General features: G+C 40.7%; 18 protein-coding genes, 1 pseudogene and 1 riboswitch. Of the genes and pseudogenes, 11 read left to right on the top strand and 8 right to left on the bottom strand.

Annotated features, from left to right (window positions below; genetic code table 11):
- Nucleotides 1-158: 158 nt before the first annotated feature.
- Both M8E35_RS26600 and M8E35_RS22520 read right to left on the bottom strand, forming a co-directional pair.
- On the bottom strand, nucleotides 159-290 hold the full coding sequence (locus M8E35_RS26600; protein WP_289710976.1) for a hypothetical protein: 132 nt from the start codon (nucleotides 288-290) through the stop codon (nucleotides 159-161).
- A gap of 70 nt (nucleotides 291-360) precedes the next feature.
- The gene (locus tag M8E35_RS22520) at nucleotides 361-921 is read right to left on the bottom strand and encodes a peroxiredoxin (RefSeq protein ID WP_252472741.1); all 561 of its coding nucleotides are present in this window, start codon (nucleotides 919-921) and stop codon (nucleotides 361-363) included.
- Nucleotides 922-1,230: 309 nt separating this feature from the next.
- A riboswitch (SAM riboswitch) is annotated at nucleotides 1,231-1,363 on the top strand.
- Nucleotides 1,364-1,485: 122 nt separating this feature from the next.
- Here M8E35_RS22520 and M8E35_RS22525 point away from each other — a divergent pair.
- From M8E35_RS22525 to M8E35_RS22560, 8 genes are all read left to right on the top strand, one after another.
- A complete protein-coding gene (locus tag M8E35_RS22525; protein ID WP_252472743.1) occupies nucleotides 1,486-2,682 on the top strand; it encodes a homocysteine biosynthesis protein in 1,197 nt (398 codons plus the stop codon).
- Between the two features lie 5 nt (nucleotides 2,683-2,687).
- Nucleotides 2,688-3,089 (top strand): NIL domain-containing protein, encoded by a 402-nt coding sequence (locus tag M8E35_RS22530; RefSeq protein WP_252472745.1) that lies wholly within the window; start codon nucleotides 2,688-2,690, stop codon nucleotides 3,087-3,089.
- A complete protein-coding gene (locus tag M8E35_RS22535; protein WP_252472747.1) occupies nucleotides 3,090-3,836 on the top strand; it encodes a UPF0280 family protein in 747 nt (248 codons plus the stop codon).
- Nucleotides 3,837-4,465: 629 nt separating this feature from the next.
- Nucleotides 4,466-5,626 carry a CapA family protein gene (locus M8E35_RS22540; protein WP_373887476.1) on the top strand — a complete coding sequence of 387 codons (1,161 nt, stop codon included), beginning with the start codon at nucleotides 4,466-4,468 and terminating at the stop codon, nucleotides 5,624-5,626.
- Between the two features lie 382 nt (nucleotides 5,627-6,008).
- Nucleotides 6,009-7,064: a DUF6385 domain-containing protein gene (locus M8E35_RS22545; RefSeq protein ID WP_252472751.1), complete on the top strand. Its 1,056-nt coding sequence runs from the start codon at nucleotides 6,009-6,011 to the stop codon at nucleotides 7,062-7,064.
- Nucleotides 7,065-7,145: 81 nt separating this feature from the next.
- Nucleotides 7,146-7,361 carry a hypothetical protein gene (locus tag M8E35_RS22550; protein ID WP_252472753.1) on the top strand — a complete coding sequence of 72 codons (216 nt, stop codon included), beginning with the start codon at nucleotides 7,146-7,148 and terminating at the stop codon, nucleotides 7,359-7,361.
- A 10-nt stretch (nucleotides 7,362-7,371) separates the two neighbouring features.
- Nucleotides 7,372-7,818, top strand: coding sequence for a DUF6385 domain-containing protein (locus M8E35_RS22555; RefSeq protein ID WP_252472755.1), 447 nt, complete (start codon nucleotides 7,372-7,374; stop codon nucleotides 7,816-7,818).
- A gap of 106 nt (nucleotides 7,819-7,924) precedes the next feature.
- Nucleotides 7,925-8,230 carry a hypothetical protein gene (locus M8E35_RS22560; RefSeq protein ID WP_252472757.1) on the top strand — a complete coding sequence of 102 codons (306 nt, stop codon included), beginning with the start codon at nucleotides 7,925-7,927 and terminating at the stop codon, nucleotides 8,228-8,230.
- A 449-nt stretch (nucleotides 8,231-8,679) separates the two neighbouring features.
- On the opposite strand, the gene M8E35_RS22565 is transcribed toward M8E35_RS22560, so the two are convergent.
- The 6 genes from M8E35_RS22565 to M8E35_RS22590 all read right to left on the bottom strand — a co-directional run bounded on the left by M8E35_RS22565 (nucleotide 8,680) and on the right by M8E35_RS22590 (nucleotide 13,067).
- Entirely contained in the window at nucleotides 8,680-9,261 is a 582-nt protein-coding gene (locus tag M8E35_RS22565; RefSeq protein WP_252472760.1) for a thiamine phosphate synthase, read from the bottom strand.
- Nucleotides 9,262-9,270: 9 nt separating this feature from the next.
- Nucleotides 9,271-10,425 (bottom strand): 2-iminoacetate synthase ThiH, encoded by a 1,155-nt coding sequence (gene thiH, locus M8E35_RS22570; protein ID WP_252472762.1) that lies wholly within the window; start codon nucleotides 10,423-10,425, stop codon nucleotides 9,271-9,273.
- Between the two features lie 2 nt (nucleotides 10,426-10,427).
- Nucleotides 10,428-11,180 carry a thiazole synthase gene (locus M8E35_RS22575; RefSeq protein WP_289710981.1) on the bottom strand — a complete coding sequence of 251 codons (753 nt, stop codon included), beginning with the start codon at nucleotides 11,178-11,180 and terminating at the stop codon, nucleotides 10,428-10,430.
- Between the two features lie 31 nt (nucleotides 11,181-11,211).
- Nucleotides 11,212-12,015 carry a sulfur carrier protein ThiS adenylyltransferase ThiF gene (gene thiF / locus M8E35_RS22580; protein ID WP_252472767.1) on the bottom strand — a complete coding sequence of 268 codons (804 nt, stop codon included), beginning with the start codon at nucleotides 12,013-12,015 and terminating at the stop codon, nucleotides 11,212-11,214.
- 1 nt (nucleotide 12,016) lies between these two features.
- Nucleotides 12,017-12,211, bottom strand: coding sequence for a sulfur carrier protein ThiS (thiS, locus tag M8E35_RS22585; RefSeq protein ID WP_252472768.1), 195 nt, complete (start codon nucleotides 12,209-12,211; stop codon nucleotides 12,017-12,019).
- A 448-nt stretch (nucleotides 12,212-12,659) separates the two neighbouring features.
- On the bottom strand, nucleotides 12,660-13,067 hold the full coding sequence (locus M8E35_RS22590; protein WP_252472770.1) for a glycosyltransferase: 408 nt from the start codon (nucleotides 13,065-13,067) through the stop codon (nucleotides 12,660-12,662).
- On the opposite strand from M8E35_RS22590, the pseudogene M8E35_RS22595 reads away from it, so the two are divergent.
- The 3 genes and pseudogenes from M8E35_RS22595 to M8E35_RS22605 form a co-directional block, all read left to right on the top strand.
- Nucleotides 13,066-13,173, top strand: a pseudogene (locus tag M8E35_RS22595) (DUF6385 domain-containing protein); the annotation flags it as partial. The gene M8E35_RS22590 and the pseudogene M8E35_RS22595 sit on opposite strands and share 2 nt — an antisense overlap.
- 162 nt (nucleotides 13,174-13,335) lie before the next feature.
- A complete protein-coding gene (locus M8E35_RS22600; protein WP_252472772.1) occupies nucleotides 13,336-13,563 on the top strand; it encodes a hypothetical protein in 228 nt (75 codons plus the stop codon).
- Nucleotides 13,564-13,849: 286 nt separating this feature from the next.
- Nucleotides 13,850-14,293, top strand: a complete 444-nt coding sequence (locus M8E35_RS22605) for a hypothetical protein (RefSeq protein ID WP_252472774.1) — start codon at nucleotides 13,850-13,852, stop codon at nucleotides 14,291-14,293.
- The last annotated feature ends 199 nt before the right edge of the window (nucleotides 14,294-14,492 follow it).

A 14,492-nucleotide genomic window follows, 5' to 3' on the forward strand; every position in this document is an offset into this window, starting at 1 on the left:
CCGGGCTTATGCCCGGCTCTGAGGAGTTTTTTTCTTGAAAGGAGAGTTTTTACCTCGATCAGGTTTACCTGTCTGCGCTTTATCGGTTGCTCGATTAGACATGTGTTTCCTCCTTTTACATTTAGATATTTAGAAAATATCAAGTTTTTGAGATGCTTTTATCCTTTATGGGTCGTCTCTTGATCTTTGCCATAATCAGTTCTGCCATCTTGATCTGGTTGATGACTGTAGGGCAGATCTTCACGCTTTGGAAACCTTCGTTTGTTTTGTTGGGATTGATCCTGATCCATAGAAAACCTCCCTTAAGGTTGGAATACGTTTAGGATACCCTATGAACAGGTATTTATGTTGAGCTTTGTATTAGATTTTCCCAACGAATTTAAAATCTTTTAAGATTCCAGTCATTCCAGGTTGCCAGTACGCGGGTACACCTAGCTCGGTCGTTTCTTCATACATCAGTCCCTGAATAACGCGAATAATCTCAGCGACGTTACGACCAACCTCGGGTGGATAGAGGCTGGTGTACTTTACTTGGCGATCAGGAGAAATAATAAAAGTTGCTCGGTAGGAAATTCCTAAGTCTGTTCTAAGGACTCCGTATTGATTAGTGATGAAATGAGAACGGTCGGATAATAATGGATAATTTATGGTGCGTGCAGAGGGGGATGTTTCTGCAAAGATTTTATGAGAATAAACGCTGTCAGTGCTAATGGCTAAAACTTGAACACCAAGTTTTTGAAATATTTTTTGCTGGGCAGCCACGGCTGCCAATTCAGTCGGTCAGACAAAGGTGAAATCACTCGAATAGAAGAATAAGAGAACCCATTGGTTTTGAAAATCACTGAGTCGGATCGTCACTTTGTTGCCACCGGCGTATGCTTCTGCTTCAAAATCCGGAGCATGTTGGGTTGGACTAATCATCTTCTTTAACCTCCCTGAAAAATACTCTCTCTTAAAATATGCTTTCCCAGGGTGCCTTGACATGAATCTAACACAATAGAAAAGAGATCTCCCTGAATTTTAAGGAGATCAAAGAAGAGGACTAACTACATGAAGAAAATGAGAATAAACTTAACACTATTATATGTAGGAATATGTCGATTATTTATGTTCAGTATATGTAATAATTTACAATTAATTTGATTTAAGATTGGGAAAAACATCTAGAAATCATATTGACAGGACATTAGCTTAAATGTTAGACTCAGCATAATGAATTGAATTAATAGGCTCTTATCCGGAGTGGTGGAGGGACTAGCCCTATGAAACCCGGCAACCAGCTTGATACGCGCGATTTATGTCTTAGCGTGGAGAAAGCATGGTGCTAATTCTTGCAGGAGAAGATTTTCCTGGCAGATAAGAGGAGTGTCGAATAATGAAATTTTGGCCTCTTCTATCACAGAAGAGGTCTTTTCTAGTGGAAAAATTCCATGAGTAATTAACAGTTAATCTACTGGCTCAACAAATCTGGAGGTGGAGATAGTCATGAGTGTTGAAAAGACTTACGCAGAAATCAATACTAAAATCAAAGCAGGCAAAGCAATTGTTGTGACTGCCGAAGAGCTTATCACCCTGGTGGAAGAAAAAGGCCTTACCAAAGCAGCTCAAGAAGTTGATGTGGTAACAACCGGCACTTTTGCTCCAATGTGTTCTTCAGGTGCCTTTTTAAGTTTCGGGCACACGAAGCCACGGATGAAAATGCAGAAAGTTTGGCTGAACGGTGTTGCCGCTTATACAGGGATTGCTGCTGTTGACGCTTATATCGGGGCAACTGAGATGCACGAAGATGACCCGCTAAACAGCAACTATCCAGGTGAATTTAGATATGGCGGGGGTCATGTAATTGCGGACCTCGTTGCTCGTAAGCCAGTTAAACTGAAAGCGCTGGCATATGGTACAGACTGTTACCCGCGTAGAAATCTAGAAACAACCATAACCCTTGATGATATAAATGAGGCTATTCTATTTAATCCTCGAAATGCCTATCAGAACTATAACTGTGCGGTAAATCTAACTGATTGTACCATTTACACATATATGGGAATGATCAAACCTCATATGGGAAACGCCAATTATTCTACCGCCGGACAACTGAGTCCACTTTTGAAAGATCCACATTTTAAGACAATTGGAGTGGGTACTAAGATCTTTCTCGGCGGCGGGATCGGATATGTTGCGTGGAATGGCACTCAACATTTTCCATCAATGATTGATGTTGAGGGAAAAGAACTCGGCAGTGCAGGAGGGACACTGGCTGTCACTGGGGATCTAAAACAGATGAACCCGCGATGGCTTGTGGGTACAAGTTATCTAGGATATGGTGCAACGCTAAGTGTTGGAATTGGCATACCCATACCGATTCTAAATGAAGAAATTGCTCGGTATGCCGCTAAAAAGGATGAAGAGCTATTTGCACCTGTTGTCGACTATGGAGAAGCGTATCCTTCGTTTACACCGGGTAATCTGGGATATGTCAGTTATGCAGACCTAAAGAGTGGGAAGATCACTGTCAATGGCAAGGAAATATCTACTGCTCCTTTGTCAAGTATGCCTCGGGCTCGTGAAATCGCTGCAACCTTAAAAGGGTGGATTCAGAAAGGGGAATTTCAGTTGACTGAACCAGTCAAAACTCTTCCCTCACCCGCTGATGGCTTTACCGCTCACAGTATAAAGGAGGATTGATTATTGTGTCGCCAAAGAGAATAGTGTTGCGTTTTGGAACAGATATCTCGGTAAAACCCATCGTTTATCGTTTGGTTAAGGATTATGATTTAGTGGTTAATATTGTGAAAGCAGACGTCAACCCTCAAAAAGAAGGTACGATGATCTTAGAGGTTACCGGAGATCAAAGTGAAGACGGGCTTAACTATTTGCGTAATTTAGGAGTTTTGGTACAGAATCTCACTCAGGAAATCGTGCGAAATGATGAAAAATGCGTCATGTGTGGAGCATGTACAGGGGTTTGCCCAACAGGTGCCTTATATATGGAACGCCCATCTATGGAAGTACGCTTTGATGGGGATCAATGTGTTTTTTGCCAACTATGTGTGAAAGTCTGCCCAATGTGGGCTATGGAGGTTCGTCTGTAATTGGATTTTACGGAACGCAGTTATCGCCAAGATCATCGTCAAGAGGATTTAGTTCATTTCCAGCTTGCCGTAAGAGAAACTGATTTGGATATTGGTATACGGAAAGAACGATTTACTTCCGAACTGGTTGAGTGGGCAGCAGAAATCATTCGAGACTGTCGCAGACCGCTAGAAGACTATATTCAAAAGGATCCTGGTTTTGCAAGTTCTTTAACTCCATATACAGTTTTACCAGATGCTCCTATAATTGTTAAGAGGATGGCGGAGGCCGGGAGACTTGCTGGAGTTGGGCCGATGGCAGCGGTTGCAGGAGCGGTAGCAGAGTGGGTTGGGAAATCTATTGCGAAGCGCTCCCGGGATGTGATCGTAGAAAACGGTGGGGATATCTTCATGCGTACAAGCCGGATTCGTAAAGTCGGGATTTTTGCAGGGGATTCACCGTTGTCTAATCGTGTTGCAATTGAAATCAGACCGAACCAAACTCCGCTAGGAATATGTACTTCATCTGGTAAAGTGGGTCATTCCTTGAGCTATGGCAAAGCTGACGCCGTAGTCGTGCTTTCTCCCTCGGTGCCTTTAGCGGATGCTGTTGCTACTGCAACTGGGAACCTTGTTCAGACGACGGATGATTTAGAAAGGGCCATTGCATTTGCATCTCAGATTGAAGGGGTTACGGGTATCTTGGTCATCAAAGATGACCGTTTAGCGGTCTGGGGAAGTGTAAAGCTGTTGCCAATCAAGGCCTGAATTTTAGGATGACCATGATTTATTTAAACGTGTTATTAGGACAGAGAAATAATACTAATACCATTTCTTTTGGGCGTCCAAAGGGAGGGATTGGCCAATAGGCAAATCCCTCCCTTTGATATTAGTTGGAAGTATAAACTGACTGTGTTAGTCAGTGATGATTTTCTGGAAGGTCTCGTCACGCAATCCTTGGCTACTATGACACTAAGTCATCATCGCATAAAGCCGACCAGGGATGTTCTAATCTCGATCATCCCTTTTGAGTCATGACCGTCGCTAATGGTTTGGTGTCTAGACAAAATTTCTAAATTAAATTTAAAGACACAAAGAAAGAAACCTCCCCGTCGGGAGGTTTAAGTTTTTGCGCTAATGTCTTAAATTTCTTTTATATAACTGGTACAATACAAATTTAGCACGAATTGAAGGAGGAATCAATGCCCAGTTTTTAGGAGTTTTCAATAAAGGCAGTTAATTTGTTGGTTAAGCGAACTTTAAAGACTTTTTTATATAAATTCTAGAAATAGGAAGGAGACAATCTGTTGCATATAGAAATTATTGTAAAGGAGTGATATTTTCTGAAACGCATGAGACTTATTCTTCTTATTATAGGATTTTTATGTTTAGCATCAATGGGATGTGGGGTCCAATCGGTTATTTCATCAACTCCAATTCAAAATTCAAAGCAAGGCGCTGATGAAGTCGGAGAGTTATCCGACGCAACAAAAGCTAAACCCCCTGTCAAAAAAACGGTTACCCTAGTAGCGACTGGGGACATTCTGATGCATAATACTCAAATTGCATCAGGGCAACAGGCTGATGGATCATTCCAATTTGATTCCTTTTTCAAACCTGTTAGATCCTTGATTGAGTATGGAGATTATGCTTCAACTAACTTTGAAGCGGCAATGGCTGGTGGAGGTTCTGGGTACACCGGATATCCCAAGTTCAATAGTCCTGATGAAATGGCTGCGACTCTTAAAGAAGCAGGATATGACGTAGTTATTACTTCGAATAACCATATATTAGACAGGGGTTACTTGGGAGCAATCCGGACCATGGGCGTGTTAAGAAATGCAGGTTTAGACATCGTTGGGACATATCAAAGCCAAGAAGAGAAGGAAAGCTTTTTAATTAAGGATCTAGACGGAATTCGCGTCGGTTATTTAGCATATAGTTATGGGACCAATGGTATCCCTGTACCAAAAGAACATCCCTATTTTTTTAATTTCATCAATAAAGAGACTGTTTTAAAGGAAATTAATCAATTAAGACCGAAAGTGGATGTTCTCGTTCTCGTATTGCACTGGGGAGTTGAGTATAGCCTCCAGCCCACTGAGGAACAGCGAGAATTGGCACGGATATTTCTAGAGGCCGGAGTGGATGTCATCCTTGGCAGTCATCCACATGTAATTCAGCCTATGGAAGTTATGAAAATCAATAATCAAGATAAGTTTGTTATTTACTCAATGGGCAATTTTATAGGAGATCAACGTGGAGTTGAAAGGAACAGTGGAGTTATTTTAAACTTAAACTTTCAAAAGGACATGTCGGGAGGACAAACCGTTCTGAAAAATGTATCGTATACTCCAACCTATTCACATAGCTATCTGGATAAAGGGCGCCGTCGTTTTCGCGTTGTAGCGGTCGAAGATGCAATTCGCAAGGTGCAGGAGGGGAAGGATCCTTATCTTAAAAGTTCAGATTTGGCGGTTTTGAAACAAGTTCTGGCGCAGACGCAAAAGCAACTGGGTACGCCGTTTAATCGAACAGAGGAATCCAGTAATACTTAATCATAAGCCCCAACATAAGTTAAAGGGATTAGCTATTCTAAGCTAATCCCTTTATTTGTGTTCAAAAGCAACTTTTTGCCTTATTGAGCGTAGGAGGTTAGGGTTTATCAATTCCGAGACACCCACTTTTTCAAGTGGGTGTTCCTTCCTTATTTTACTTCGGTGGCGATAGTCTCCAGTGGAGAGTATCGCCGGGCGCCTTTCCCAATAGGAACACTTGGCGCGAAGGAGGTAGACTCCCCCACCGAAGTCTCGATGTTCAGCTCTAGCTGAACGAGTTCACTGTTTTCTGGGTTTTCCAGTTTAGTGATATTTTTAAACTTTACACTATAGGATAAGTTGACAGTACTTTATTAATCGTCCAATCATAGGAGGGTTAAGTATGAAACGAAATATAAAAGGGACATTCAATAGAGTACCTAATGGTAATTTCCTAAAAAAAAGCGAAACTAAAGACTATTTTCCAGAAGCTTGGTTTCAAATCGGTGGAAATAAGGAATCTAGTTGGAATTTCAAGCATGAACCTTGGGATATGTCAGCTTTGAAGATTAGTAATAATACTGCCATTCGCGCTGGGATCATCCAAAGTCCGGAGGCTTCTCTAGGGATTGATAACGTTAAGGAATGGATCATTAAAATTATCCTAAAAGCAGATAGGCCTAATGCACAAGCTTATTTACGTATTTATCCCATCTCTTCAAAAGGGGATGTAGCTAAGCCTTGGGAGTATTGCTTTGGAGCCGGGGTGGAGCAGGAACAGTTTCAGCAAGTCATTAGTGCTGATTATGACGTGGATTTCTTACGTCTGGAGACAGGGATTTTAGGGGAAGGGTCTCTCTGTATATACAAAATAATTGCATATTCTCTCTCTCCGAACCGTATGAAAAGGCGCGTGAAGAAGCCTAAGCAAGAGATCCTGCATATAAATTCTATACAGACGATTGGAGAAATAATTAAACCGATTCAACTTGCTACCCCAATTCCCCTGAAGATTCCGGTCAATGTCCAAGCACATGTGAATGCTGATGTACGAAACCTGACGCCGATTCGAGACAAAGTGCAGATTTTCGGAAATAGCCAAGTTCCAATAGCGACATCAGCATCCGGACGAGTTCAAGTGGAGATTAACGGACATGGATTTTATGAAAGCCTCGAAGATGTTACCGCTAGTGATACAATATCCTCAACCATTACTCGCGATATTTCAGCACTTCTTCGTTGCTCCTTTGCTGTTTGCAATTTTGGAAGCAACCTCGCATATGTAGATGCAGAGCTTAGCCCTGACGGAATCCATTGGACTGCAGAGGATAATCCACACGAGGTCGGCCCCGGAAAACTAGTGATCATTTCCCCAAAAAAGTTTTTGCGATATACGAGACTAACGTACAAGGCAGAGAATTTAACTTCCTTGAGAATTTGGGTTCAAGCTCAAAACTAACAATATTCACATAACCTGTTAATATGTCATACTATCAGATTCTTAATTTTAGATTATAAATGCATTTAAGGTGGGACGGAAATGACTGATAAAAACCAAGTTTATAATAGTCATTTCCTATTAGAACAAGAGAGTAATCCCTATTTTCCAGATGGATGGGCTCAAACCAGTGGAGACGGTGCAACTAAGTGGGAGTGGGTTTGCACCCCAAATGGTTCAAGAGCTATAAAGATTATGCATCCGTCGGGACCGAGAGCGGGGATTATTCTTGAGAATAATGTTGTGATACCTGGTTAGTCCGCTTCCCATGCCTGTAGATATAAAAACTCCCATTAAAGCTGATGTACGTAATTTGATACCTTCCCGTGAGGGTATAAAAATCTACAGCAGTAATAGAGACTCTATTGAGTCAACGTTGGATGGTTCCTTGCAAGTTAAAATGTCTGGAAGAAAGTATCTCCAAAGTGTTGAATCAGTGACTTCAGCTAATGTTTCTATTGCAACCATGCCAAAGGATGTGTCTGAGGTAACTGTCTTTTCCTATGCGGTTCATAATACGGGAACAGAAGTCGTCGTGGTACAATTACAAATAAGCCCAGATGGAGCAATCTGGACAGCAGATGATTTGGAATGCAAAATATTACCGGGAGCACTTTCAGCTTTTACCCCAAATCGTTTTCTTCGTTATGTCCGCCTTATTTATCGCTCTCAATCGCCCAACCCTTTAATTGTATGGTTTCAGGCCCAAGGATAGGCGTTTTCACTTCAAAGGACCGTCCCTCGCTTCTCCTAAGAACATTACAAGGGAGTAGGAATATTATGGAGATGTGGAGGGAAGTTGATTTGGAGGAGAGATTTTTATGGACGGACTAGCTTTGGTTTTTATGTTAGCGGTTCTGGTGGAGAAAGTCGTTGAGATTTTTAAAGATATAGTTTATGCTATTCCCTTTTTCCCGGATAAGTTTAGGCCCCTTACTCTGGAACTTTTGAGTTTAGCATGTGGGGTTCTTCTTGCATTTCAGAGTGATATTAATGCCTTAGAATTATTAGATGTTAAGATCTCTAACCCCGGGGTAGGTATTGTGATTACCGGACTTGTTATAGGAAAGGGAGCAAATTTTGCACATGATTTTTTCCATTCGTTTAGTAAGGGTAATAAGCGATAGAGGGGACTTGTATGACACAGCGCTCGGTCATACGACACAGAGCAAAATAACCGTTTAAGCGACTGGCTTTGGGGAGCGGGGTGCCGTCAGATGAGCCATCCGACGACCATGGATGGTCTAGTGCCCCTGTAGCCCGAAGACACTGTCTTCGCACGGATTAGCCTTCTTGCAGGACGGCGAGAAAGGGCCGTGGCTCACTGGCCGCAGCGTACATCCCTGTACACTGCCCCGTGTTTCGGGTCGGTCGCTTAAACGGAAGTTTGCTAAGCTGCTTACGTAAAGACGTCGCGCTCGTGTCATACTGCGTCCCGGGCTTGGGTCCTGAGAACGGAAGGGTTGGGTGAAGGCATTTCATGTGCATCGTCAATGGATGTCTTATTGGGAACGCGCTTAACTGGAAGTTTGCTAAGCGACTTTCTTAGAGACGTTGCCTTACCTCCGATATTTTCTTAGAATCGAAAGTCGTTTGTAAGATTAACTGGATTTGTGCAAGTCATAGATTCGGACATAACACATACTCCTTTTGCCCCTGTTTTTTTAATATCCTCTATTTTATCTTTTGTAATTCCGCCAATAGCAAAAACAGGGATCGTGACTGAAGCACAGACTTCTTTAAGAAATGAAAGCCCTCTTGGAGGAACACCTTTTTTACAGTCTGTAGAGAATATATGCCCTGCAATTATGTAGGAAGCACCTAATGCTTGTGCTTCCTTGGCTTCAGGCACCGAGTGCACTGAGGCGCCAAATGTAAGTTCGCTGACTTCGCTTTTATAGAGTCTTAAGTCAGAGAGTGATAAATGGATATTTTTAAGTTTCAGTTTAGTGGCGGTAGTAATATTATTATTGATCATAAGGGTGACATCATGCAAGTTGCAGATTTCATTTACTTTAGAAGCCAGGTATTCATATTCTGTCAAGCCCAAGTCTTTTTCTCTCAACATGATGGCATGGGGTTTTCCTTTAGCCAATTGACTTATTCGACTTAAATAATCATCTTTGCAATTTTTTCGATTGGTTACACAAATTAACATATGTTTTCTCTAAACCCTTATATAATCTGTATAAACTGGCTGTAGCCCTCGGTTGAGAATCATTTGATGTACTTCGCTCACACTTCGTGAGTCGGAAATTTCAAATTGTTCGTCCCCTTTTTCATCTTCTTTATGTCCTCCAACCCCGACACATACGCCTGCAGATATTTTTGTAGCCACCATTCCTATGACGTTATCGCGAAAACCCGCTCTTTCTCTGGTGGAAATTGTAATACCGGCAAAGGGCATGAACAAGCGATAGGCAAGCATCACCTGTAAAAGTTGCTTTTCATGGACATCATTGGGGTTGTTTTTCTCGTTATTGATATATGGCCTTAGACGTGGGGTTGAGAAGGAGATCTCAGCGTGGGGATATTTTTGCTGAATGAAAAATGCATGCAGGCCTACAGCAAAGGCATCCTTCCGGAAGTTATCCAGCCCAAGCAGTGCTCCAAAAGCAACTCCTCTCATTCCACTTAATAAGGCACGTTCTTGTGAATTGAAACGATAGGGGAAAATTCTTTTTGGCCCGCTTAAATGTACTTGTTCATACTTATCCGTATTATAGGTTTCCTGGTAAACGGACACAAAATCTGCACCACAGGCTTTTAGCAATGAATATTCATCAGTATTTAGAGGATATATCTCAATGCCAACGGTAGAAAAATAGTTAGCTGCCAATCTAATTGCTTCGCCAATATACTCTACCCCAGATTTATGTCGAGATTCTCCTGTTAAAATCAAGATTTCTTTCAAACCTGTCCGCGCTACTTCTTTAAGTTCTTCTTCAATCTCTGCAAAGGAAAGCATCCCTCGTTTTATTTTGTTATGGCAGTTGAATCCACAGTATATGCAATGGTTTTCACAATAGTTAGAAATGTATAATGGAGTAAATATGCTAACAGAATTACCAAAATGCCTTTTTGTTTTTGTTGTAGCTTTACTCGCCATATCTTCTAAATAGGGCATAGCTGCAGGAGATAATATTGCCGCATAGTCTTCTAGCGTTAGCAGATCTTTCATCAGTGCTCTTTCTACATCTTTACTTGTATATTGATGATAATCATATTTATTTACTAGTGCTAATACTTTTTCCATAATATCTGAATCAATGGCTTCCATTCCATCTAAATAGTTCAGATGATTTACATGCTCTGATTTCATAACTAGTCCTCCAAAAATCCAGTCAAAGGACTGGATGCCTCTGCTCGATAATTTAATACTCTTCCTAAGCCTGCCAGAAAAGCTGCTCGACCTGCTTCTATAGCCAGTTTAAATGCTTTAGCCATTAAAGCAACATCATTTGCTGTTGCGACTGCAGTATTACACATAATAGCATCGACCCCCATTTCCATAGCTTCACAGGCTTGAGATGGCCGACCTATACCAGCATCTACGATAATCGGCAAATCTATTTCATCGACTAAGATTTGTATAAAATCTTTGGTGCATAACCCCTTATTGCTTCCGATGGGCGCACCTAAAGGCATCACGGATGCGGCACCGGCATTTGCCAATGATCTAGCAACATTTAAATCTGGATAGATATAGGGCATAACAATAAATCCCTCCTTAGCGAGAATTTCTGTTGCTTTTATTGTTTCATAGTTATCCGGCATTAAATATTTGGAATCATGAATCACTTCCAATTTGATAAAATCTCCGCAGCCGATTTCTCTTGCCAGACGTGCAATTCGAACAGCTTCTGCAGCATTTCTTGCACCGGAGGTGTTTGGTAATAATGTTATTCCTTTTGGTATATAAGCCAAGATATTTTCTTGACCGTCTAAATTAGCACGACGCAAGGCAAGAGTTACTATTTCAACTCCTCCATTTTCAATAACTGCATTTGTTAAATCCAGAGAAAACTTACCTGATCCAAGGATAAATCTTGATTGAAACTCATGTCCGCCAATCATTAATTTTTCGCTCACTCCAAAACACCCTTTCTTAAATATCTTCAATACCTAACAATAAGCGAAGAACCAAATTAGCCTGATGTCCGGCACAGATTTGAACTCTAGGCGCCATCAAGCCTTTTCCGATTTCTGCACCGTTTTCCATATCTCCACAAACATATAAACGTTTCATAGGCTTCATCGTCTTAATTAAATTGGAACTTTCATATCCTGCCATGCCGGAAGCTGAGACTATTTTGATATTAGGAAGCTGATTTAAGGCTAAATTCACCAGCATTGATTTCGCTTCCGGTTGATCAAATGCTTCGCAGATAATATCATAACCATTGAATAGCTCCAGAATATTTGCTTCTGTAACTTTTTTATTTTGAGTTTCTATCTTAATAAAGGGGTTAATTTCCTTAAGTTGCTTGTTTAGTGCCACAGTCTTTGGCATTCCCAAATGACTGATATAATAATTTTGTCGATTCAAGTTGCTTGGCTCAACAATATCAAAGTCTACTAAAAGCAACTCTCCCACACCAATTCTGGCAAGCATAACTGCAATATTGGACCCGAGGCCGCCTAATCCAGCTATGGCTACCTTGCCTTTTTTTATTCTTTTGTGTACAGTTGGCGTATGCCTGGCCATCATCATGCTCTCGAGTTCTGCCTTTTTAGGCATGGTACCTTTGCGAATGATGGTTAATGTATCATTCGCAGATAATTTGCAGTCGTTTTCTATTTGAAAACCATTTAAGATTACGATATCTGTCTCGTTCCCGATTTGTTCTCTTGCCTCAAATGCTGTCTGATAAGTTAGGTCCATCTTTTTTCCATTGATTTCTATTATCATATTAGCCTCCACCCACAAATCTAACAATCTCGAGAGTATCTTCGTCGTAAAGGATAACATTCTTGTAAGCTGATCTCGGAATAATCTCCCCATTTCGTTCTACAGCAATAGTATTAATATCAAAGCTTTGGGCTTTTAAAAAATTCAATAAAGTTGTATTTTCAGCTAATAAAATGATAGTACCATTTACTTTCATTGTCTGCCTCCTTAAAAATTCATATAAAAAAGCACAAAATAAACTATACACCCTTTCGGTGGTGTACCCCATTTTGTGCTTTTTTTATTTATTTAGGGTTATATTATATCGCGCTATTGTTTTAGTCAAGTCTAATGTCAGTCAGTTTTTCACTTTTACTTCCTGTTTCCAACTACACTATAAGGAATCGCCTTCACTTTCCCCATCCCCATTCGACTAGATTTGGGCTGGGATCTAAGATCGAGCGATATTGTTCCAAATTACCATAAGTGCGTTGGGATCGAGTAGTTTATATCGGAAATACTTCGCCAAGCGGTCTTGGGGTCTAACCCAGCTAAGGTGTTTGATGCGGAGAGGACTGGTGCCACCACGCAAGTCTGTAATATTTTTGGGAAACCTCCCACAATGTTGCGGGGTTTCTTGCCATTTTGCTTGAAAACCGGGAATATTACGCACGATAAAGGGAAGATACCATTGGTGAGCCTGCCAAAATGTATCGTCTCGGTAGGGGGACCTGTTCATAAATCTGGCCCACATACTGATAACTCCCGTTGTTTCTAAACAACCTGAGCACGTAAAACGTATTATATTCGTTCGTGGAATCTGAGAGAGGGTTAAGAAGAGGGAGCAAGAAAGCTTCCTTGTCCTTTTCTAGATTTAAAAAGGTATGAAAGGAGGTTATATCTTGCCACTCAACTTCTTCATCGGCATCTACTGCCAAGATCCAATCACCTGAAGTGCGTTTAATAGCAAAGTTTCGAGCGGCACTAAAATCGTTTTCCCAAGGAAAGAAAAATACATTTTTGGTATAACGCTGAGCAATGCTGACGGTATCATCAATGGACCCGGTATCCACAATAACTATCTCATCAGTGTTTTTAAAGTATGCGCGAGTCTACTATAGTGCTGTGAATGCAGCAAGTGCAGTCACTCTAAATGTTTTCTTCCAGGGAGAATTGTAGATACCACGCAAGGAGACGGGAAATTCACGTCTCCTTTGCTGTCGACTACCTTTAATAGAGTGAATTTTCAAAGCAAATTAGTTGGAGTAATGTTTATGCTAGATGCCGATACATTTTGGGCACAGAGACATAGAATATTACTGTAAAGGAGGGGGTGGGAGTATGGCACAATCATGCTGTATAAAATGTGGAGGCAACAGATTTGAGGTTGTCCACGCCAATAACCTCGAAGGAACTACTCGAGCCGTGCTCTTCGTTCAGTGCACAGACTGCGGATCGGTCGTCGGGGTACTAGATTTTCATAATATTAGCGTGAAAGCAGAACGCATGAAAAATGATCTGAGAATGATGGCTGAAAAAGTGTTGGATCGAATAAATGATACCAAGTAAAGAGGGGCTGTCTCATAATGATGTCTGAGGACATTCATGAAAAGGCAGCCCCTCTTTGCTTGGTATCTTGACGTTTATGGTGATAGAAGATTGGATGTACTCAATTTCGGTAGCAAATTATTAATTTGGAAAATAAGATAATGGGAGACTTTATATTTAAGGTTTATCCAATGGGCAAAACTGCTTCCATTTTCTTTATAGGAGATAAGTGGCGCTAGCCCCCTGGATAAGCCTACTAAACTCAAAGCTGAAGAAATAATTTATATGAAAGAGAGGTAAGGTAGAGGTGGCTGGTGTTGCTACTATTAGTTTCTGTGGTGTTTTATTGTTAATACTTATTATTCTCAAAAAAGTACGTGCTAGATTTGGCGAGGTTGATGAAAAGTTTGGAAAACCATATTTTTCGAAAATAGTAAAAATAATCGGTGGTCACCCGGACCTAAAAAGAGGGTCGATGGCTATTTCACTTCATCCCAAGGATGCAATAGCTTTCAATCGCAAAGTTTTTCTATTTTCCCAGATCAGTTCAATTAAGATTATCTCTCAGTTGCCTATCAAATTAAACAATGGTAGAAAAACTGCTGTAGCTGAAGTAGACGAACAATATCTTTGCATTGAGGTTAAGGATGAACATGGTGAGCATGAAGTTGTTTTTACTACAAAATCAGATTTTATAGAAGTTGCAAATAAGTTAATACAAAAATGGAATAAGTACAACCTTCTAAACTAGTTAGATTTCTTCTGTTTGTTGTTAGTTTAGTAGATATATATTTTTCTGGGACCGGCAAAAACCATTGAGACAGAATTTAACAAGTTTTCTATATATGTCTATTATTGAAAAATCAATTCTTGAGGGGAGATTAATATTTAATTTTGGACTTTGTAACAGCGATTCTCTTTGACACATACAGTGTAAGGAAACAGAGAGG

It is taken from the genome of Desulfosporosinus nitroreducens (assembly GCF_023897015.1).
GTDB lineage: Bacteria > Bacillota > Desulfitobacteriia > Desulfitobacteriales > Desulfitobacteriaceae > Desulfosporosinus > Desulfosporosinus nitroreducens.

Coding starts and splice junctions, on each gene's coding strand:
- thiH (WP_252472762.1), bottom strand. CDS start 10,425: ATGAAATCAGAGCATGTAAATCATCTGAACTATTTAGATGGAATGGAA.
- M8E35_RS22565 (WP_252472760.1), bottom strand. CDS start 9,261: ATGTTAATTTGTGTAACCAATCGAAAAAATTGCAAAGATGATTATTTA.
- M8E35_RS22540 (WP_373887476.1), top strand. CDS start 4,466: ATGGGATGTGGGGTCCAATCGGTTATTTCATCAACTCCAATTCAAAAT.
- M8E35_RS22575 (WP_289710981.1), bottom strand. CDS start 11,180: ATGATTGGCGGACATGAGTTTCAATCAAGATTTATCCTTGGATCAGGT.
- M8E35_RS26600 (WP_289710976.1), bottom strand. CDS start 290: ATGGATCAGGATCAATCCCAACAAAACAAACGAAGGTTTCCAAAGCGT.
- M8E35_RS22545 (WP_252472751.1), top strand. CDS start 6,009: ATGAAACGAAATATAAAAGGGACATTCAATAGAGTACCTAATGGTAAT.
- M8E35_RS22525 (WP_252472743.1), top strand. CDS start 1,486: ATGAGTGTTGAAAAGACTTACGCAGAAATCAATACTAAAATCAAAGCA.
- M8E35_RS22560 (WP_252472757.1), top strand. CDS start 7,925: ATGGACGGACTAGCTTTGGTTTTTATGTTAGCGGTTCTGGTGGAGAAA.
- M8E35_RS22550 (WP_252472753.1), top strand. CDS start 7,146: ATGACTGATAAAAACCAAGTTTATAATAGTCATTTCCTATTAGAACAA.
- M8E35_RS22555 (WP_252472755.1), top strand. CDS start 7,372: ATGCCTGTAGATATAAAAACTCCCATTAAAGCTGATGTACGTAATTTG.
- thiF (WP_252472767.1), bottom strand. CDS start 12,015: ATGATAATAGAAATCAATGGAAAAAAGATGGACCTAACTTATCAGACA.
- M8E35_RS22600 (WP_252472772.1), top strand. CDS start 13,336: ATGGCACAATCATGCTGTATAAAATGTGGAGGCAACAGATTTGAGGTT.
- thiS (WP_252472768.1), bottom strand. CDS start 12,211: ATGAAAGTAAATGGTACTATCATTTTATTAGCTGAAAATACAACTTTA.